The organism is Haematobacter genomosp. 1, assembly GCF_002196855.1.
Lineage (GTDB): Bacteria > Pseudomonadota > Alphaproteobacteria > Rhodobacterales > Rhodobacteraceae > Haematobacter.
In genome coordinates this window covers 1-19,186 of the sequence record NZ_NIPW01000034.1, presented here as the reverse complement: position 1 = coordinate 19,186, position 19,186 = coordinate 1, and the positions used below count along the sequence as shown (strand labels likewise).

Annotated in this window: 13 protein-coding genes and 1 pseudogene; 6 read left to right on the top strand and 8 right to left on the bottom strand. The window is 65.7% G+C overall.

Going from position 1 to position 19,186, the window contains the following annotated elements:
- Nucleotides 1-5: 5 nt before the first annotated feature.
- From CDV49_RS16210 to CDV49_RS16195, 4 genes are read right to left on the bottom strand one after another with little or no spacing between them, the layout of a single operon-like run.
- Nucleotides 6-1,169, bottom strand: coding sequence for a M20 aminoacylase family protein (locus CDV49_RS16210; protein ID WP_088216456.1), 1,164 nt, complete (start codon nt 1,167-1,169; stop codon nt 6-8).
- 13 nt (nt 1,170-1,182) lie between these two features.
- On the bottom strand, nt 1,183-2,541 hold the full coding sequence (locus CDV49_RS16205; protein WP_088216455.1) for an NAD(P)/FAD-dependent oxidoreductase: 1,359 nt from the start codon (nt 2,539-2,541) through the stop codon (nt 1,183-1,185).
- A gap of 8 nt (nt 2,542-2,549) precedes the next feature.
- Nucleotides 2,550-3,710, bottom strand: a complete 1,161-nt coding sequence (gene argE, locus CDV49_RS16200; protein WP_088216454.1) for an acetylornithine deacetylase — start codon at nt 3,708-3,710, stop codon at nt 2,550-2,552.
- A 38-nt stretch (nt 3,711-3,748) separates the two neighbouring features.
- Nucleotides 3,749-5,581, bottom strand: coding sequence for an ABC transporter ATP-binding protein (locus tag CDV49_RS16195; protein WP_088216453.1), 1,833 nt, complete (start codon nt 5,579-5,581; stop codon nt 3,749-3,751).
- A 374-nt stretch (nt 5,582-5,955) separates the two neighbouring features.
- Here CDV49_RS16195 and CDV49_RS16185 point away from each other — a divergent pair, with 374 nt between their 5' ends.
- The 3 genes from CDV49_RS16185 (at nt 5,956) to CDV49_RS16175 (ending at nt 9,651) form a co-directional block, all read left to right on the top strand.
- Nucleotides 5,956-7,659 carry a peptide ABC transporter substrate-binding protein gene (locus CDV49_RS16185; RefSeq protein ID WP_088216451.1) on the top strand — a complete coding sequence of 568 codons (1,704 nt, stop codon included), beginning with the start codon at nt 5,956-5,958 and terminating at the stop codon, nt 7,657-7,659.
- 80 nt (nt 7,660-7,739) lie between these two features.
- Entirely contained in the window at nt 7,740-8,747 is a 1,008-nt protein-coding gene (locus tag CDV49_RS16180; RefSeq protein ID WP_088216450.1) for an ABC transporter permease, read from the top strand.
- Nucleotides 8,740-9,651, top strand: a complete 912-nt coding sequence (locus tag CDV49_RS16175) for an ABC transporter permease (RefSeq protein WP_088216449.1) — start codon at nt 8,740-8,742, stop codon at nt 9,649-9,651. The genes CDV49_RS16180 and CDV49_RS16175 overlap by 8 nt, the downstream gene beginning before the upstream one ends.
- A 303-nt stretch (nt 9,652-9,954) precedes the next feature.
- Here the strand turns inward: CDV49_RS16175 and CDV49_RS16170 are convergent, their stop codons facing one another.
- From CDV49_RS16170 to gltX, 3 genes are all read right to left on the bottom strand, one after another.
- Entirely contained in the window at nt 9,955-11,394 is a 1,440-nt protein-coding gene (locus CDV49_RS16170; protein ID WP_088216448.1) for an NAD(P)(+) transhydrogenase (Re/Si-specific) subunit beta, read from the bottom strand.
- Between the two features lie 13 nt (nt 11,395-11,407).
- Nucleotides 11,408-12,979, bottom strand: a complete 1,572-nt coding sequence (locus CDV49_RS16165) for a Re/Si-specific NAD(P)(+) transhydrogenase subunit alpha (protein WP_088216447.1) — start codon at nt 12,977-12,979, stop codon at nt 11,408-11,410.
- Between the two features lie 222 nt (nt 12,980-13,201).
- Nucleotides 13,202-14,524, bottom strand: a complete 1,323-nt coding sequence (gene gltX, locus CDV49_RS16160; protein ID WP_088216446.1) for a glutamate--tRNA ligase — start codon at nt 14,522-14,524, stop codon at nt 13,202-13,204.
- Between the two features lie 72 nt (nt 14,525-14,596).
- Here gltX and CDV49_RS16155 point away from each other — a divergent pair, with 72 nt between their 5' ends.
- Nucleotides 14,597-15,028, top strand: coding sequence for a metallopeptidase family protein (locus CDV49_RS16155; RefSeq protein ID WP_035741539.1), 432 nt, complete (start codon nt 14,597-14,599; stop codon nt 15,026-15,028).
- Nucleotides 15,029-16,351: 1,323 nt separating this feature from the next.
- Nucleotides 16,352-17,290: an MBL fold metallo-hydrolase gene (locus tag CDV49_RS16150; protein ID WP_088216445.1), complete on the top strand. Its 939-nt coding sequence runs from the start codon at nt 16,352-16,354 to the stop codon at nt 17,288-17,290.
- A gap of 938 nt (nt 17,291-18,228) precedes the next feature.
- Here CDV49_RS16150 and CDV49_RS16145 read toward each other — a convergent pair.
- The gene (locus CDV49_RS16145; protein WP_143413188.1) at nt 18,229-18,861 is read right to left on the bottom strand and encodes a TetR/AcrR family transcriptional regulator; all 633 of its coding nucleotides are present in this window, start codon (nt 18,859-18,861) and stop codon (nt 18,229-18,231) included.
- 178 nt (nt 18,862-19,039) lie between these two features.
- On the opposite strand from CDV49_RS16145, the pseudogene CDV49_RS16140 reads away from it, so the two are divergent.
- Nucleotides 19,040-19,186, top strand: a pseudogene (locus tag CDV49_RS16140) (threonine-phosphate decarboxylase); the annotation flags it as partial.

The following is a 19,186-nucleotide window of genomic DNA, read 5'->3' as shown; positions in this document are numbered from 1 at the left end:
CGCCCTCAAGCGGCGCGGAGACGCTGCTCCACCAGTTCCGCCCAGAACGACGCGCCCGCCGGGATCGCCTCATCGTTGAAGTTGTAGGCGGGGTGATGGACATCCGCGCTGTCGCCGTTGCCGATCTGGATATAGGCGCCCGGCACGACCTCCAGCACGTAGGAGAAGTCCTCGCCCCCCATCAGCGGCTCGGCGTTGGTATCAACGTCGCCCGCCACGGTGCGGGCCGCTTCGGCGGCATAGCCGGTCTCTGTCTCCCAGTTGACGGTCGCGGGGTAACCGGGACGCCAGTCTATCTCGGCGCTGCCGCCAAAGGCCCCGGCGATCTGCGGCACCAGCGCCTTCAGCCGCTCCTCACCCAGCGTGCGCAGTTCTTTCTCGAAGGTGCGGACGGTGCCGCGCAGGGTCACCCGCTCGGGGATGACGTTGAAGGCTTCCGTCTCGGTGCGGAAACTGGTGACGGAGACGACGATCGACTTGACCGGATCGGCATTGCGCGAGGCGATGGATTGCAGCGCGATGACGATATGGCTCGCGATCAGCGTGGTGTCGATGCCGGCATGGGGCTTCGCGGCATGGCCGCCCTTGCCGGTCACGGTGATCTCGAACTCATCCGTCGCGGCATAGAAAGGACCGGAGCGGATGGAGAACTTGCCCACCTCCAGCCCCGGCGAATTGTGCATGCCATAGGCTTCGGTGATGCCGAAACGCTCGATCATGCCGTCATCCACCATGGCCTTGCCGCCCGCGCCGCCTTCTTCCGCGGGCTGGAAGATCAGCGCGACCGTGCCGTCGAAGTTCCGCGTCTCCGCCAGATACTTCGCCGCGCCAAGCAGCATGGCCGTGTGCCCGTCATGGCCGCAGGCGTGCATCTTGCCGGGCGTGCGGGAGGCATAGGGAAGCCCCGTGGCCTCGTAGATCGGCAGCGCATCCATATCGGCGCGCAAGCCGATCACCCGGTCCGATCCGCTCCGCCCCCGGATGATGCCGACGACGCCGGTGCGGCCGATCCCCTCCACCACCTCGTCGCAGCCGAACTCCCGCAGCTTTTCCGCCACGATGCCTGCCGTGCGGTGGACATCATACATCAACTCGGGGTTTTCGTGGAAATCGCGGCGCCACGCGGCGATCTCCTCCTGCAACTCCGCCAGACGGTTCTTGATCGGCATGTCTTGTCTCCTGTCAGACGCCGGGGCCGAGTTCGAGTTTCGACCCATCGGTAAATCGGGACCAGCGAAAGCGGGTCATGTCGTGGCCTGCCGGGCGGCCCGTCACCATGTCGGCGACGATCCGGCCCATCGCGGGACCGATGCCGAAGCCATGGCCGCTCATCCCCGTCGCCAGGGTCAGCCCCGGCAGGGCGGGTATGTGGTCCACCACGGGCACGGCATCCGGCATGGCGTCGATCATCCCCGCCCAGGCGCGGGCGATCCGCACGGTGCCGAGCTGCGGGAAGGCCTGCTGGAACCGCGACCGGAACTGCTCGACGATCCGCTGGTTCGGCTGCGGGTCCAGCACACGCATCCGCTCGAAGGGCGTGACCTCATCGGGCCTCCAGCGGCGCGGAGTATTCCATGCATCGGGATAGCCGTCCGGCGCCTTCCAGACGAAATGGTTGGAGGCGAAGTCGTCGAACAGCGCGGGCAGATATTTGCGGAAGTGGCGGAACGCATCCGGCCCGATCAGCACCTCATGGAAGCCGCGCGGGGCGAGCGTGTAGCCGCCGTCCTCCCGCCGCCGGAAGGCGTGGTCGGTGGCATAGACATTCCCGCCGAACACCTCCGGCAACGGCTCCGTCGCGGCGACGGTGGAGCGGACGGAAAGCTGCGGGATCATGACGCCATGGTTGCGCAGGAAGAGCGAAGACCACGCCCCCCCGGCGAGCACCACCCTGTCGCAGGCGACGCGCCCCTGCTCCGTCACCACCCCCGAGATCCGGCCCGCCGCGATGTCGAGCGTGCGGACAGCGCAGTTCTCCAGCACGGCGACGCCCCTGCGCTGCACGGCACGCGTCAGCGCGGGCACCGCGACCCACGGCTCCGCGCGCCCGTCGGATGCCGTCCAGAGCCCGCCGACCGCCGCCTGTCCGGCCATCGGCACCATGGCAGAGACTTCCGCAGGGGTCAGCAGCCGCGTGTCGAGCTGATGCGGCACGGCATTCCGTTCGCGCCAGTCTTCGTAATAGGCCAGTTTCTGCGCGTCCCCGGCGATGTAGAACACTCCCTCCCGCCGGAAGCCGAGGTCTTCGCCCGCCGCCTCCGCCAGCCCGCCCCAGATGCGGCTCGCCTCCATCATGATCGGAAGCTCGGCATGGTCGCGCCCCTGCTGGCGCACCCAGCCCCAGTTGCGGGAGGATTGTTCCCCCGCGATCCGGCCCTTCTCGCAAAGCACTACCTTCTCGCCCCGCTCCGCCAGATACCAGGCCGTCATCACCCCGATGACGCCACCCCCGATCACCACAACATCCGCCTGCGCGGGAAGGGGGTCGGTGAACTGCACGGGAGTTGCCGCGGTGATACCCGCCCGAACTGTGAATGCCATGCTGTCCCTCAGGCCGCCAGTTGTCCGACAAGGCGCTGCATGAACGCCCAGCCCGCGTCAAGCTGCGCGACCGTGATATACTCGTCGGGCTGATGCGCCTGCGCGATGTCGCCGGGGCCGCAGACGATGGTGGAATAGCCCTTGTGCTGGAAGTGTCCGGCCTCCGTGCCATAGCTGACGACCCCTGCCGCGTTCTCTCCGGTCAGGGCGCGGGTGATCTCCTCCGCCCGGCCACCGGCTTCGGGTTTCAGGAGCGGCACGAAGAAACGCTCGGTCACGGTGATGCCAGCGGCCGGGTTGATGGCCTTCATGCCCGCCTCCACCTCCGCCACGCGTTCGGCCAGACGCCGGCGATAGTCCGCATTCTCCTCCCCCGGGATGACGCGGAAGGCCATGTCGAGCCAGCAGTCCTCCGCCGTGATGTTCCCCGCCGTGCCGCCCCGGATGGTTCCGACATGGATCGTCGTCCACGGGGGGTCGAACATGTTCGCAAGGTCGGTTCGCGGCTTCGCCCGGTTTTCCGCATTCACCTCGTTGGCCCACATGATGAGCCGCGCCGCCTCATGAATCGCGCTGACGCCCTTGTGGAGCATGGAGGAATGCACCGGCACGCCGCGCACATGGATGGCGAGCCCGGACCCGCCCTTGTGGCCGGAGATCGGCTTCATCATCGACGGCTCCCCCACGATAACGGCAGAGGCCCGCGGCAGCCGTTCCGCCATCTCCGCCACCATGGAGGGGGCACCGACGCAGCCCACTTCCTCGTCATAGGACAGCGCGATCTGCAGCGGGCGCCTTACGCCCGCCGAAAGCGCCAGCGGCACCGCCGCCAGCGCCAGCGCATCGAACCCCTTCATGTCGCAGGCCCCGCGCCCGTAAAGCCGCCCGCCCCGCTCCGTCAGCACCCAGGGGTCGCTTGTCCAGCTCTGCCCATCCACCGGAACCACGTCGGTATGGCCCGACAGCACCACGCCGCCTTCGACATCCGGGCCGACTTGGGCGTAGAGGTTGGCCTTGGTGCCCTCGGCGTTATAGACGCGATGCGCGCTCACGCCATGCCCGGCCAGGTAATCCTCCACCCAGTCGATGAGGGGAAGGTTGGAATCGCGGCTGACGGACTGGAAGGAAACCAGCTTCTCCAGGATCTGCCGCGGGGTAAGGGTGGTCATGGTCTTCTCCGGCCCGGCCGTCCCCGCCGGGCGCTCATTCAGGATTGCAGGACGAAGTGGCCCGGACCGACCTCATCGTAGAGCGAGGGAGCGGGCTCGTGGCCGACCGGGAAGATCGGCGAGGGGATGGGCTTGAAGCTCAGATCCTCACGGATCTTCTTGCGCGACGGATCGGCCACCGGAACGGCGGAGAGCAGGGAGCGGGTGTAGGCATGGCGCGGATCCTCGAAGATCGCCTGCCGCGGCCCGATCTCCACGATCCGCCCCAGATACATCACACCGACGTGGTGGGAGACCCGCTCCACCACCGCCATATCATGGCTGATGAACAGGAAGGACAGTCCCAGCTCCGCCTGCAGTTCCATCATCAGGTTCAGCACCTGCGCCTGCACGCTCACATCGAGGGCCGACACCGCCTCATCGGCGACGATCAGCTGCGGGTTAAGGGCCAGCGCCCGCGCGATCGCCACCCGCTGCCGCTGGCCGCCCGACAGTTCGTGCGGATAGCGCCGCAGGAAGGAGCGCGGCAGTTCCACCCGGTCGAACAGGCCCGCCACCCGCTCCTCCAGCTCTGCGCCGCTCATCAGCCCGTAGTTGACGATCGGCTCCGCCACCTGATCCGAAAGGCGGCGCTGCGGGTTCAACGAGGCGAAGGGATCCTGAAAGATCATCTGCATCTCGCGCCGCATATCCCGCAGCTGGGATTCGGAAAGCAGGCGCACGTCCTTGCCGTCCATCCAGATGCGCCCCTCGTCCGGCTCCACCAGCCGCAGGATCGACCGGCCCGTGGTGGACTTGCCGCAGCCGGATTCGCCGACCAGCGACAGGGTTTCGCCCACGTTGAGGCGAAAGCTCACATCCTCCACCGCGTGGACATTGGCGACCGTCCGGCGCATCAGCCCGCCCTTCACCGGGAAGCGCGTCGTCAGATGCTGGACGTCCAGCAGCACCTTCGGCTCCCGTGCGGGGATGAGCGCGTCTGCAACCTTGGCGGGTTCGGCACCCATGATGCGCATGGGTTCGGGCGCGGACTTGCCACGCATCTCCCCGAGCTTCGGGACGGCTGCGAGCAGCGCCTTGGTGTAGTCCTTCTGCGGGTTGGAGAAGATCTCCTCGACCGTCCCCTCCTCCACCATGTTGCCGCGGAACATCACCACCACCCGGTCGGCCATCTGCGCCACCACCGCCATGTCATGCGTGATGAACAGCACAGCCGTGCCATGCTCCCGCTTCAGCCGGTCGATGAGGGCGAGGATCTCCGCCTGGATGGTCACGTCGAGCGCGGTCGTCGGTTCGTCGGCGATCAGCAGGCGCGGCTCGCAGGCCATGGCCATGGCGATCACCACGCGCTGCCGCATGCCCCCCGACAGCTCATGCGGATACTGCTTCAGCCGCCGCTCCGGCTCCGGGATGCGCACCTGCCGCATGAGGTCGAGCGCCCGCTCCCGCGCTGCCTCCTTCGACAGGCCCTTGTGAACGCGAAGCCCCTCCACCAACTGCCGCTCCACCGTGAACACCGGGTTGAGGGAGGTCATCGGCTCCTGAAAGATCATGCCGATCTCGTTGCCGCGGATCGTGCGCATGAGCGAGGGATCCGCCTGCGACAGATCGACCGTCTCCCCCGACTCGCGGGTGAACATGAGCTTGCCGCCCGCGATTGTGCCGCCGCCGTATTGCACAAGCCGCATGAGCGACAGCGAGGTGACAGACTTCCCGGAACCCGATTCGCCGACGACGCAGACCGTCTCTCCGGGGCGGATGGCAAAGCTGACATCCTCCACTCCGACCACGACTCCATCATTGGTATCGAACTCCACCCGGAGCTTTTCCACCGAGACAAGCGGCTTCGCGGCGGCGGGATCGTCGAGCATATGCGTCTCCTTCAGAGGATGGGTCACGCTAGGGAGCAGCCCGCGAAAAAGTCAAACGCCGCCTCCTGCACCGCATACATGCTCCGGTCGATGGTCTATATTTTGAGCTTATCGCTCATCGCTTGGGCAAAAACCACTGTTTGCGCCGATGAATGGCCTGATCGCGACACAGAGATGATTTGACTTCGCCACACGCCGCGCTTGCAATCGCATCTTCCCGTGACAGAGTGTGGAGGCGAAACGGTCATCGGAAAGCGCCGAGCGGTCAAGGACAAGCAGCCAGAAATGTCGTCCGCCCACAGCCCTCACAGTCCGTCGATCGGGGAAGGAACCCCGGCAGACCGCGCAGTTTCAATTCCAGCAAGGAGACTTCCATGAGACGAACCACGGCCCTGAGGGGAGCGGCGGCGCTGATCGCGCTTCTGCCTGCCGCCGCCATGGCGGAACGCGGCGCGGACGGCCATCTGAACATCATCTATTATCAGGCCCCCTCCATCCTGAACCCCTATCTGTCGGGGGGCACGAAGGACATCGAAAGCTCCTCCCTCATCATCGAGCCGCTCGCGCGCTACAACGAAAAGGGTGAGCGCGTTCCCTATCTGGTGGACGAGATCCCGACGCTGGAGAATGGCGGCGTGTCGCAGGACATGACCTCCATCACCTGGAAGCTGAAGCCGGGGCTGAAATGGTCCGACGGCTCGCCGCTGACCTCGGCAGACATCGTGTTCACCGCTGAATACTGCATGCATCCCGAGGGCGGTTGCGCGCAGCTTTCCAAGTTCGAGGGCGTCAAGACGGTCGAGGCCGTGGACGAGCTGACGATCAAGGTGACCTTCGAAGGACCGAAGCCGAACCCCTACCTGCCCTTCGTCGGCGGCCAGTCCCCGATCATCCAGAAGGCGCAGTTCGCCGAATGCCTCGGCACCAAGGCGCCCACCTGCACCAGCGCGAACTTCGGCCCCATCGGCACCGGGCCCTACGTGGCGACCGAATTCCGCCCCAACGACGTGATCTCGCTGAAAGCGAACCCGAACTACCGCGACCCGGCGAAGCCCGCCTTTGCCACCGTGACGTTCAAGGGCGGCGGCGATGCGGCGGCGGCGGCGCGCTCCGTGCTGGAGACGGGCGAGTTCGACTACGCCTGGAACCTGCAGCTTCCGCCCGAGGTGCTGGAGAAGATGGTGGCCGCCGGCAAGGGAGAGCTTGTCACCGGCTTCGGCACGCTGGTGGAACGGCTTGAGCTGAACCTCACCAACCCGAGCCCCGCCCTTCCGGCAGAGACGCGTTCGACCCGCAAGGAGCCGCATCCCTTCTTCTCCGACATCCGGGTGCGCAAGGCGCTCTCCATGGCGATCGACCGCCCGCTGCTGACGGAGATCGGCTATGGGCAGGCGGGCCGGGCGACCTGCAACCTCGTCCCCGCGCCGGAAGCCTTCGCCTCCACCGCCAACGACGCCTGCCTGACGCAGGACGTGGCCGGCGCCAAGGCGCTTCTCGACGAGGCAGGCTGGGTTCCCGGGCCGGACGGCATCCGCGTGAAGGATGGCCAGAAGCTCGCCATCATCTTCCAGGCGCCGGTCAACGCGATCCGTCAGGACTTCCAGGCGCTCATCAAGCAGTGGTGGCAGGATATCGGGGTGCAGACCGAGCTGCGCACCGTCGATCCCTCCGTGTTCTTCGGCGGCGATCCCGGCAGCCCGGACACATTCCAGAAGTTCTACGCGGACGTGGAGATGTACGCGAACAACTTCGACGGGACGGACCCGGAAGCCTATCTTGCCATGTACAAGTGCAACAACGAGCCGCGCCCGGAAACCGGCTGGCAGGGCGAGAACATCAACCGGTTCTGCGATCCGGCCTATGACGCCCTGATCGACAAGCTGGGCGAGACCGGCGTGTTCGAGGAGCGCACGAAGATCGCCAAGGAAGCGCACGACCTCTACATGCAGCAATCCGTCCTGCTGCCGCTGGTCGATCGCGGCCGGGTGTCGGGCAAATCCAAGACCTTGGGCGGCGTCGTCCTGAACACCTGGGACAGCGAGCTGTGGAACGCGGCGGACTGGTACCGGATCAAGTGATCTGATCCGTCGGGCGCCCCGCCTTTCCGGGTGGGGCGCCCCCTCCCCCGGCCATTCCGCCGCACGCTCCACGAGGCGCCATGTTCACCTATACGCTCCGCCGGCTCCTGCTGGCGATCCCGACACTGCTGTTCATCTCGCTGGTCATCTTCCTGCTTCTCGACCTCGCTCCCGGCGATCCGATGGCGCAGATGCCGCTGACCATTCCTCCCGAAGTGCGCGACAAGATGCGCGAGGCGCTCGGCCTCAACCAACCCATCTATGTCCGCTACGGGCTGTGGCTCTACCAGTTCTTCTGGGTGGAACCGCTGCATATCCTCGGCAATCTCACCGGCCACGAATTCGCCGCCGGTCAGCAACGCATCCTGTCCTGGCAGAGCCGCAGCCCGGTGGCCGATGTCATCGCACAGCGCCTGCCACAGACGCTCTGGGTCGTGGGCCTGTCCTATGTGGTCGGCGTGCTGCTCGCACTGCCCATCGGGATCATTTCCGCCTACCGGCAGTATTCCTGGTTCGACCAGATCGGCACCTTCGTCTCCATGATCGGTTATTCGGTGCCCACCTTCTTTACCGGGGTGCTGATGATCGTGATCTTCTCCGTCTATCTCGGATGGTTCCCCTCCATCTACGATACGACGCTGGTGGTGAATTCCTGGGACACGTTCCTCCAGCAGGCGCGGCAGATGGCGATGCCGGTCTTCGTGCTCGCGCTCTACAACGCCAGCCAGATCAGCCGGTTCATGCGTGCCTCCATGCTCGACAATCTCAACCAGGACTACGTGCGGACGGCGCGGGCCAAGGGGCTGTCGGAAAAGACCGTGGTCCTCAGCCATGTGCTGCGCAACTCGCTGATCCCGGTCATCACGGTGATCGCGCTTGGTGTTCCGACGATCTTCGGTGGAGCGATCATCACGGAGCAGGTGTTCAAGGTGAACGGGTTGGGGCAACTCCTCATCACCGCGATCTATGCCAATGACATCCCGATGGTGCAGACCCTGACCTTCATCTTCGCGGTGCTGATCGTGCTTTTCAACCTGATCGCCGACATTCTCTACGGCATTCTGGACCCGAGGATCCGCTATGACTGATGCAACGCTGGCCAAGACCGCGGCCAAGCCGCCCCGCAGCCAGTGGGTGGACATCTGGCGGCAGTTCCGCAGCCACAAGGGTGCGCTGATCGGCGCGGCGGTGTTCCTGCTGATCGTGTTCGGCGTCGTCCTCGGCCCCTATCTGTGGCACGCGGATCCGACGACCATCGACATCCGTGCCCGCAATCAGGGCCCGAGCCTGCTGCATCCGCTGGGCACCGACCAGCTGGGCCGCGACATGCTGGCGCGGATGATGGCGGGGGGGCGGGTTTCCGTCGCGGTGGGGCTGACGGCAATGGTGCTGTCGATGCTCCTCGGCACGCTTGTGGGCGTGGTGGCGGGCTACTTCCGGCGGCTGGACGGCCCGCTCATGCGGCTGACGGACCTGTTCCTCGCCCTGCCGCTGCTGCCGCTGCTGCTGGTCATGGTGCTGCTGTTCCGGGAGCCGCTTTCGGGCTGGCTCGGGCCGGAGATGGGCACCTTCCTGCTGATCGTGACCGCCATCGGGGTCACGAGCTGGATGCACACCGCGCGCATCGTGCGGGGTGACGTTCTGGCCATCAAGGAACGGGAATTCGTTCCCGCGCGCTCCATCGGGACACGGCCGAACAAGATGATCCTGCGCCACATCCTGCCCAACATCCTCTCGCCCATCATGGTTTCCGCTACCCTGGGGATCGCCACGGCGATCATCACGGAAAGCTCGCTTTCCTTTCTCGGGCTGGGTTTTCCGCCTGACTTCCCGACGTGGGGACGGCTGCTCTACGACGCGGTGGACTACCTCCAGCAATACCCCGAGCGGGTGATCTGGCCGGGGTTGGCCATCTCACTCACGGTGCTGTCGGTGAACTATATCGGCGACGGCCTGCGCGACGCGCTCGACCCCCGCATCCGCGGGCGGTGAGACTTCAGGCAGGCAGGCAAGGCGCCCCCGGGGGGCGCCTTTTCGTTTCGCGCAGATCGTTTCGCTCAGAACAGGACGCGCCAGAAAAGGCTCCGCCGCGGGGGGGCGCCTCCCCTCTGTCGGCCAGCCGTGGTGGCGCTGTCGCAATGGATGTATTCGCGCGGGGCATCGGAACAAAGGAAGAAATAGCCCGCCACCGCGGTCTTCGGAAAAGCCAGCATGATGAAATACCTCAAATGAAAAGACGCCCGGCAATCACCGGGCGCCTAATATTTTAGCAGATTATGGCCGTTTCAGCCAGTCTCAGTTGATCAGCGGCAGGAGCTGGTCCAGCGACTTCTTGGCATCGCCGTAGAACATCCGCGTGTTGTCCTTGTAGAACAGCGGGTTCTCGATCCCCGAATAGCCGGTTCCCGCGCCACGTTTCGACACGAACACCTGCTTGGCTTTCCACACCTCCAGCACCGGCATCCCCGCGATGGGGGAGTTCGGATCTTCCTGCGCAGCGGGGTTCACCACGTCGTTGGAGCCGATGACGATGACCACATCCGTGTTCGGGAAGTCGTCGTTGATCTCGTCCATCTCCAGCACGATGTCGTAGGGCACCTTCGCCTCCGCCAGCAGCACGTTCATGTGCCCCGGCAGACGGCCCGCGACCGGGTGGATGCCGAAGCGCACTTCCTTGCCCGCCGCGCGAAGCTTGCGGACCAGTTCCGACACCGACTGCTGCGCCTGCGCGACCGCCATGCCGTAGCCCGGCACGATGACGACGGAATCGGCATCGTTCAGCGCGGCGGCAACACCCTCCGCGTCGATGGCGATCTGCTCGCCGGTGATCTCCATCGCGGGGCCCGTGGTGCCACCGAAGCCGCCGAGGATCACGCTCACGAAGGAGCGGTTCATCGCCTTGCACATGATGTAGGACAGGATCGCACCGGAAGACCCGACGAGCGCGCCCACCACGATCAGCAGGTCGTTGCCCAGCGTGAAGCCGATCGCCGCCGCCGCCCAGCCGGAGTAGCTGTTCAGCATGGAGACCACGACGGGCATGTCCGCGCCACCGATCCCCATGATCAGGTGCCAGCCGATGAAGCCCGCGAGGATCGCCGTGACGATCATCGTCCAGATGCCCGCACCGTTGAAATACATCACCCCGAGGATGATGCAGACCAGCAGCGCAGCGAGGTTGAGCAGATGGCCGCCCGGCAGTTTCTTCGGCTTGCCATCCACCTTGCCGGCCAGTTTGCCGAAGGCGACGACGGAGCCGGTGAACGTCACCGCGCCGATGAAGATGCCGAGGAACACCTCCACCTTCATGATGGCGAGTTCGACGCCGGACTTGTGCGCCAGAACCGCCGCAAACCCGGAGAAGGTCTCCGGCGAGGCACCGGAGGCGAGCAGGCGCGCGACCCGGCCCGCCTCAAGTTCCGCGTTGAGCGCGATGATCACGGCGGCGAGGCCGACGAGACTGTGCATCGCCGCGACGAGCTGCGGCATCTCCGTCATCCCGACCCGGGAGGCGAGCACAACGCCCGCCGCACCGCCGATGACGACCATCAGCAGGACGAGCCAGTCGCCATGCACACCGGGCGCCAGAAGCGTCGCGATGAAGGCCAGCGCCATGCCGGCGATGCCATACCACACCGCGCGTTTCGCGCTTTCCTGACCGGACAGGCCGCCCAGCGACAGGATGAACAGGACCGCCGCCGCGACATAGACGGCAGCAACCATTCCAAGGGACATGATTTCCGCCTCCTCAGCTCTTCTGGAACATGGCAAGCATCCGGCGCGTGACCAGGAAGCCGCCGACGATGTTGACGGAAGTCATAAGCACGGCAAGCGCCGCAAGGATCGTGACGAGCCAGGAGCCGGAACCGATCTGCAGGATCGCCCCCACGATGACGATGGAGGAGATCGCGTTCGTCACGGCCATCAGCGGCGTGTGCAGCGAATGGCTGACGTTCCAGATCACCTGGAAGCCGACGAAGCAGGCCAGCGCGAACACCACCATATGCTGCATGAAGCTCACCGGCGCAAAGCTGCCGAGCACCAGCAGGATGAGCGTGCCGACCACGAGCAGACCCACCTGGTTGAGTGTCGCCTTGCGGAAGGCGGCGGTTTCGGCCGCGCGCTTCTCTTCCGGCGTCAGTTCCTTTTCCTTGGGCTTCGGCTTCGCCGCGGCGATGGCCTGCACCTTGGGCGGCGGCGGCGGGAAGGTGATCGCATTGTCCTTCACCACGGTCGCGCCGCGGATCACGTCATCCTCCATGTTCTGAACGACCTGCCCGTCCTTGGCGGGGGTCAGGTCGGTCATCATGTGGCGGATGTTGGTCGAATAGAGCGCGGAGGACTGCGTGGCCATCCGGCTGGGGAAGTCGGTGTAGCCAACGATGGTCACGTCATTGTCGGTGACGATCTTCTGATCCGGCACCGTCAGCTCGCAGTTCCCGCCCCGTTCGGCAGCGAGATCGATGATGACGGAGCCGGGCTTCATCGCCTCGACCATGTCCTTCGTCCAGAGCACCGGCGCGTCCCGGCCCGGGATCAGCGCGGTGGTGATGACGATGTCCATCTCCGGCGCCAGCTCACGGAACTTGGCAAGCTGCTTTTCCCGGAACTCGGGGCTGGAGGGCGCGGCGTAGCCCCCCGTGGCAGCACCGTCCTGGCTTTCCTCGAAGTCGAGGAACACGAAGTTGGCGCCCATGGATTCGATCTGCTCGGCCACTTCCGGCCGCACGTCGAAGGCATAGACAATGGCGCCAAGAGAGGTGGCCGCGCCGATGGCGGCAAGACCTGCCACGCCCGCGCCCACGATCAGCACCTTTGCGGGGGGTACCTTGCCCGCCGCCGTCACCTGCCCGGTAAAGAAGCGGCCGAAGTTGTTCGCCGCCTCGATCACCGCCCGATAACCGGCGATGTTGGCCATGGAGGAGAGCGCGTCCATCTTCTGCGCGCGGGAAATCCGCGGCACCATGTCCATCGCGATGACGCTGGTGCCCCGGTCCTTCAGACGCTCCATCAGGTCCTTGTTCTGGGCCGGATAGAAGAAGGAAATCAGAAGCTGGCCGGAATGTGTGAGATCCGCTTCCGCCTCCGTCGGCGGGCGCACCTTGGCGACGATGTCGGAAAGCTGGAACAGCTCCTCCTCCGTCGGCACCACGCGCACGTTCGCTGTCCTGTAGGCTTCATCCGTGAAGCCCGCCTTCAGCCCCGCTCCGCTCTGGATCAGGCAGTCGTATCCAAGCTTTTGAAGCTGAAGCGCGCTGTCGGGCGTCATCGCCACGCGCGCTTCTCCCTCGAAGCTCTCCTTCGGCGCCCCTATTCTCACACTCGTGTCCCTCTCTTGGATCGTTCTTCGTTGCGAGCCGGTATGGCCAATGAAATGTGGCTTCGCAACAAACTATGCGCCTCGCCGCCTGGCAGAGGCAAAAATGGCCGAGAAAATCGCATTTGCGCAACGCCGTTCCACGAGGCTGTCATCAGGTGGAACGGTAGTCTCAAGATCGTTAGCGCTAACCCCGGACGGGGGCGCGCCATGCCGCACGAATCGTCACAGGTTTGTCGGAATTTTCCGCAGAACCGGCAGGAGTGTGGCCATTTCCGGCCCGTGATCCATGCCCGTCAGCGCTTTGCGGAGCGGCATGAACAGGCCGCGCCCCTTGCGCCCCGTCGCCGCCTTCACCGCGCCGGTCCAGGTGCCCCAGGTGGTTTCGTCATGCGGGGCGGGCGGCAGAAGCGAGAGCGCGGTCGCCACGAACTCCTCGTCCTCCGGCGCTACCACGGGCTCCGCACCCTCCGATACCAGTTTCCACCAGCCATCGAGGTCGGCGAGCACGGTAATGTTGTCCTTCACTGCGTTCCAGAACGGCGCCGCCATCTCCTCCGGCACGCCAAGCGCCGTGAGCCGCTCCTTCACCGCGGAAAGCGGCAGGGACTGCACATATTTCTGCGTGAGCGGGAACAGATCGTCCGGGTCGAACTTGGTCGGTGCCGCGCCGAACTGGTCGAGCGAGAAGTTCTCCGCGATCTCGTCGAGGGAATGGAACAGCTCCACCGGCTGAGAGGAGCCAAGCCGCGCCATCAGCGACAGCAGCGCCATCGGCTCCACCCCCTGCGCCCGCAGATCACGGAGGGAGAGCGTGCCGAGCCGCTTGGACAGCCCCTCGCCCTGCGCACCCGTCAGCAGGCTGTGGTGCGCGAAGTCGGGCGGCGTTGCGCCCAGCGCCTCGATGATCTGGATCTGCGTCGCGGTATTCGTCACGTGGTCGGAGCCGCGCACGATATAGGTCACGCCCATATCGACGTCATCGACCACCGAGGCGAAGGTATAGAGCACCTGCCCATCCGCCCGGATCAGCACCGGATCGGACACGGAGGCCGCGTCGATGGAGATCTGGCCGAGGATGCCGTCCTGCCACTCCGTCCGCTCCTGATCCAGCAGGAAGCGCCAGTATCCGGGCTGCTCCAGCCGCTTGGCGTCCTTCTCCGCTTCCGTCAGCTTCAGCGCCGCGCGGTCATAGACCGGAGGCTTGCCCATGTTGAGCTGCTTCTTGCGTTTGAGGTCCAGCTCCACCGGGGTTTCGAACACCTCGTAGAGCCGCCCCTTCTGCCGAAGCTCTGCGGCGCAGGTCTCATACCGGTCCAGCCGGTCGGACTGCCGCTCCAGCCGGTCCCACGTCAGCCCCAGCCATTCGAGATCCTCCATGATCCCGTCGGCATATTCCTGCTTGGACCGCTCCCGGTCGGTATCATCGAGACGCAGGATGAAGGTTCCCCCCGCCTTCCGCGCGATCAGGTAGTTGAAGAGCGCGGTGCGAAGGTTGCCGACATGGAGATAGCCGGTCGGCGAGGGCGCGAAGCGGGTCGTGGTCATGGTCGGCCTCCTGTTGAGGCTGCTCTTTCACAGCCGGTCGCTTTTGTCCATAACAGCGACAGGAGACATGCCATGACCGAAGAAGAACTCGACGAGAATCTGCTCTGGGCGGGCACCACCCCCCCGTCGCTTGAGGATATGGAGGCGCTGGCGCGGGAAGCCATCGCCGCGCTGCCGGGCCAGTTCCGGGCGGAGGCGCTGAAGGTCGCGCTCCGCGTCGAGGATTTCGCGCCGGAGGATCTGCTGGCGGAGATGGAGATGGAGGATCCGTTCGAGCTGACCGGCCTCTACGAAGGCATCCCGCTGCCGGAGAAATCCGTGATGGATCAGCCGATGCGGCCCGATACGATCTGGCTGTTCCGCAGGCCCATCCTGGACGAATGGGTGGCGCGGGGGGATGTCGCGCTCGGCGATCTGGTCGGTCATGTGGTGGTCCATGAACTGGCCCACCATTTCGGCTGGTCGGACGAAGATATCGCCACCATCGACCGCTGGTGGGAATGACGTCTCTGCCATGGTCGGGCTCTGCTCCTGCGGAGACATCCCGCAGGAGAGCCGGACTGGTCCGGGTCTGCCTAAGCGGGCCTGCCTGACCGGACCTGCTGACCGGGCTGGCGGTCGGGAGGCCCAACACCGCCTCGCCCAGCGAAACGGCGGTGCTGCGCAGGCCGACTGGGCATGATGGGCACCTCAGCTGTCAGCCAGCGAAACGGCCGTGCTGCGCGGGCTCGACCATGCCGCTTCCTCGCCGGCGCGGCGGGCCATATTGTTTGTGGGCCGTATCGTCTGCGGAGGGCAGCGGAGGACGAGGTGCGTCGGGTCTCTTGGGGAAGCCAACCACCGCATTCGCAAAGCTCGGCGGGACAGCCGGGAGTGATCTCTGCCTTGTCATGGGCTATCCCTTGCTGCTCTCCGGTAAACCGGGGGCGGTTCAGAGCGACCTTTCAGACCTGCCGGACCGTAGCGGCCGAGGGCTGCCCACCGAGCCGGACCCCATCTTCCCCGATGGTGCCACGCACCCTCCGGTTCGCGATCAGAGGCTGTCTTCACAAAGCGCATAACAGCCACACGCACGCAAAGACCGGTGCCTCCCCGCGCCGGATCGGCCGGGAGCGTGCCGAAACTCGGCTCCAGCGACGTGCAGAGGAGTTTGTTCCCCTTTGCAACCACTGACCTTACTTGCGTACTGATGTCCTGAAAGTGGCATCGGATCGGAACTGTATTCCACATCACCGCGGTAGATGAGGAAACAGCCTTGGCCCTCTCCTCAACTCGCAGCCGGAGCCTGATACCGCAGGGGCGGCAGCGGGCAGCGGGCAGCGGGCTCTGATAAAGCGACCGGCAGCCATATCAACCACTTTTCCGCTCCTTCGCACCCCCTCATGGCCGAGTCCCCCACCTTCGCTTCAATCACGAAACGGTTGAGATAACCGTTAGCCGGATCAACCAAGACGTGACGGCATAATCATACCCACACCAAAACGATTATACTTCCAACCTTGGCGTGCTGGCGTGCTGGCGTGCTGGCGTGCTGGCGTGCTGGCGTGCTGGCGTGCTGGCGTGCTGGCGTGCTGGCGTGCTGGCGTGCTGGCGTGCTGGCGTGCTGGCGTGCTGGCGTGCTGGCGTGCTGGCGTGCTGGCGTGCTGGCGTGCTGGCGTGCTGGCGTGCTGGCGTGCTGGCGTGCTGGCGTGCTGGGAAACACGCGCAAACCCGTTCCATTGTCCACCGCCTTCCCTGCGGCGTCGCGTCGCAGCGGTGACAATCAGGCGCGGATTTCTCCAATCCCTGCGCTACCCTTCAGGACCAAAGCAGCACAGGAGAACCGCCATGACCGGATTGACCCGCCGGACGGCCCTGATGAGCGGGGTTGCCGCTCCGTTTCTCGCAACCCTTCCCGTCGTTTCCCCCGCTAGCGCCGCCGCGCCGGCACTCGGAGCCTCGATGCCCACGCATTACCGCTTCCCCCTTGGCGCGATGGAGGTGACGACCGTCCTCGCAGGCTCCGGCGCGATGCAGGATATCCATGCCACCTTCGGCCTCAACGCCAGCGCGGAGGAATTCGCCGCGCAGGCCCGCGCCTATTTCCTCTCCGACAGCGAGGGGCGGAACGGCTATGCGCCGACCGTGGTGAATAAGGGAGAGATGGTGCTGCTGTTCGATACCGGGCTTGACGGCATCGCCACGGCGGCGGCGCTCGGCGGCGCGGGTATCGATCCCGCGAGCATCGATGTCGTCGTCCTCACCCATATGCACGGAGACCATATCGGCGGGCTGATGACCCAGGGCGCGCCCACCTTCCCCAATGCGCGCTACGTGATGGGGCGGGCGGAGTTCGACTACTGGGCGACGACGGGCAACGAGCGATTCGAGTCCCATGTCCGCCCACTGGCCGACAAGACCGCCTTCATCGCCGGCGGTCATGAGGTCGCGCCCGGCATCACCGCGATCGAGACCTTCGGCCACACGCCCGGGCACCTCTCCTTCCGTGTGCAGAGCGAGGGACACGTCCTGATGATTCTCGGCGATGTGGCGAACCATTACGCCTTCTCACTCGCCAAGCCGGACTGGCACGTCCGCTTCGACATGGACAAGGACAAGGGTGCACAAACGCGGCGCGCCATCCTCACCCGGCTGGCGGAGGAGCGCATTCCCTTCGTGGGCTACCACATGCCTTTCCCGGCCGTGGGCTTCGTCGGGGCCGAAGGGGAGGATTTCCGCTTCTTCCCGGCAACATATCAGTTCCTCCTCGGTCAGTCTTCGGACTGAGCGCTCGGAGCGGCGTTCCGGGGGTGACGGGCAGTCCGAGGGTGGCGGGCATTCCGGGGGTGACGGGCCCTTCCCCGGAACTGGCGCCTCGTCCCCGTGTGGGTCCGGCACCCCGGACGGAAGGGGATTTCCGCATGACCGACCTGGACCCGTTACGGCAGGCGCGGGGCTCCACCCCCTGGCGGAGCGAATGACCTGCGGAAGACACATGTCGGACTCTGGCCCGCTGCACCTGCACCGGCACCGACCGTGCCAAAGGCAAAGGCAAAGGCCCGCTCCGCACAACCGGAAACCGTGGGTGCCACCCTTCTCCGCCGGAGCGATCCTGTGGCGGGTGCGCGCACATTTCTCCGAAGCTGCCTGCCGCGCGCTGGCAGGATCGAAAGCCTGCTCCCTTGGCCGTGAGTATTCCAGAACTAGGCTCCAGCGCGGCGGAGCGGCATTCTCCTCCACTCAGTGACCAGTGACCAGTGACCTCATCTGCACGCACTGATGGCATGAAAGCAGCCTTGAGGTTGAATTTTCATTCCACATCGCTGCCGAAAGACATGTGTTCAAGCAGCCTCGTCCCATTCCACCCAAGGGGCGCTCCCCTCTCGACATGGCCCGGGTGTATGTCTGGCCCCGCTCCATCGACACCGCCTGAAGCGCAGGCGAAGCCCCGGACGCAGTTCCACAGAGCAGCCGCCCGAGAGGGGTGAGTGTGGACCTCGTGGTGACAGGGTGCAGTATGGAGCACGCCGAGCCTAACGGCGTGGGGCATGTACGGTATCGATGCATTTCCTCCGGCAGTTGCCGATCACTGGCGCGGGAATATCGCCTGCCTCAACGATACAGCCAGCCGAAGCTCCCGCGCGCAGGCAGGCGAGAGGCCCCACTCGACACAGAACCCAATGAGCCACTGCGGCGGGGCAGACCGCCGGACAGCATGGCGCGTGTCAGACGCGCCGGGTCACGGGCGCCGGTTTCTCCGCCATCGCTGCTTCCAGATGCGCGCGCAGGAGCCTGTCCATCGCCGCCCGCGCCTGAAGACTGCCGACCCGGTCGAAGCCGAAGCTCCGCACCATGCGCCAGTGACCATGCACGAGGCTCACGAAGACGAAGGCTATCTCCTCGCAGGCGGCGGGCGGCAGGCTCGGATAGCTTTCCGCCGTCGCCGAGACGATGGACAGCCGCAGTTCATCCTGCCGCTCTGCCAGCGCTTCCAGCAGATCGGGCGCGCGACAGGCCAGCACGACCAGCGCATCCTCCACCGGCTGGAGCGCTCCGCGCGGCGGATCCTCCTCGTCCAGCAGGCCGAGGTGATAGTCGAACAGCACCCCCAGCCGGCTTTCGTCACCGCGGGCAAGCCCGGTCGCCACCCTGCCCTGCTGCACTTCCGAAATGGCGTGCGACACCGCGCCCATCAGGCTTTCCGCATCGGGAAAGTAGTGCCGTACCAACTGACGCGACATTCCCGCTTCTCTCGCCACGGCGTCATAGGATGGAAATGGCAGGCCCTCCCGCTGAATCGCAGAGACAGCGCTCGCCACAATCTCCTGACGTCTGAGATCCGCCACAGACTTCGGCATGATCGTTCCCCCCCCTCAGGCACCTCCCCGTGCCTTTCACCATGCTAACGCGCTCCGGCGATCCTGCCAGCCTTCTTTGCACCCGGGGCCGCTTGCGGAGTTGATTTCGCAAAGATTTTGCGATTTGACCGCCCCCGACACGGACGGCGGCAGCGCCGCGACGCAGAAGGAGCGGGCGATGGCGGAGACGCGGGACCACGGCGGCGGGCTGGACGCGGCCCGCGCGCGGCATGGCGGCGCGGCGGCGGAGTGGCTCGACCTGTCCACCGGCATCAACCCGGAGGCCTATCCGCTTCCCGTGCTCCCCTCCGAAATCTGGGCCCGC

Bases quoted from the DNA above. Each gene is read 5' to 3' on its own strand.
- CDV49_RS16145 (WP_143413188.1), bottom strand. From the start codon at position 18,861: ATGCCGAAGTCTGTGGCGGATCTCAGACGTCAGGAGATTGTGGCGAGC.
- CDV49_RS16175 (WP_088216449.1), top strand. From the start codon at position 8,740: ATGACTGATGCAACGCTGGCCAAGACCGCGGCCAAGCCGCCCCGCAGC.
- CDV49_RS16155 (WP_035741539.1), top strand. From the start codon at position 14,597: ATGACCGAAGAAGAACTCGACGAGAATCTGCTCTGGGCGGGCACCACC.
- gltX (WP_088216446.1), bottom strand. From the start codon at position 14,524: ATGACCACGACCCGCTTCGCGCCCTCGCCGACCGGCTATCTCCATGTC.
- CDV49_RS16205 (WP_088216455.1), bottom strand. From the start codon at position 2,541: ATGGCATTCACAGTTCGGGCGGGTATCACCGCGGCAACTCCCGTGCAG.
- CDV49_RS16185 (WP_088216451.1), top strand. From the start codon at position 5,956: ATGAGACGAACCACGGCCCTGAGGGGAGCGGCGGCGCTGATCGCGCTT.
- CDV49_RS16180 (WP_088216450.1), top strand. From the start codon at position 7,740: ATGTTCACCTATACGCTCCGCCGGCTCCTGCTGGCGATCCCGACACTG.
- argE (WP_088216454.1), bottom strand. From the start codon at position 3,710: ATGACCACCCTTACCCCGCGGCAGATCCTGGAGAAGCTGGTTTCCTTC.
- CDV49_RS16195 (WP_088216453.1), bottom strand. From the start codon at position 5,581: ATGCTCGACGATCCCGCCGCCGCGAAGCCGCTTGTCTCGGTGGAAAAG.
- CDV49_RS16150 (WP_088216445.1), top strand. From the start codon at position 16,352: ATGACCGGATTGACCCGCCGGACGGCCCTGATGAGCGGGGTTGCCGCT.
- CDV49_RS16170 (WP_088216448.1), bottom strand. From the start codon at position 11,394: ATGTCCCTTGGAATGGTTGCTGCCGTCTATGTCGCGGCGGCGGTCCTG.
- CDV49_RS16210 (WP_088216456.1), bottom strand. From the start codon at position 1,169: ATGCCGATCAAGAACCGTCTGGCGGAGTTGCAGGAGGAGATCGCCGCG.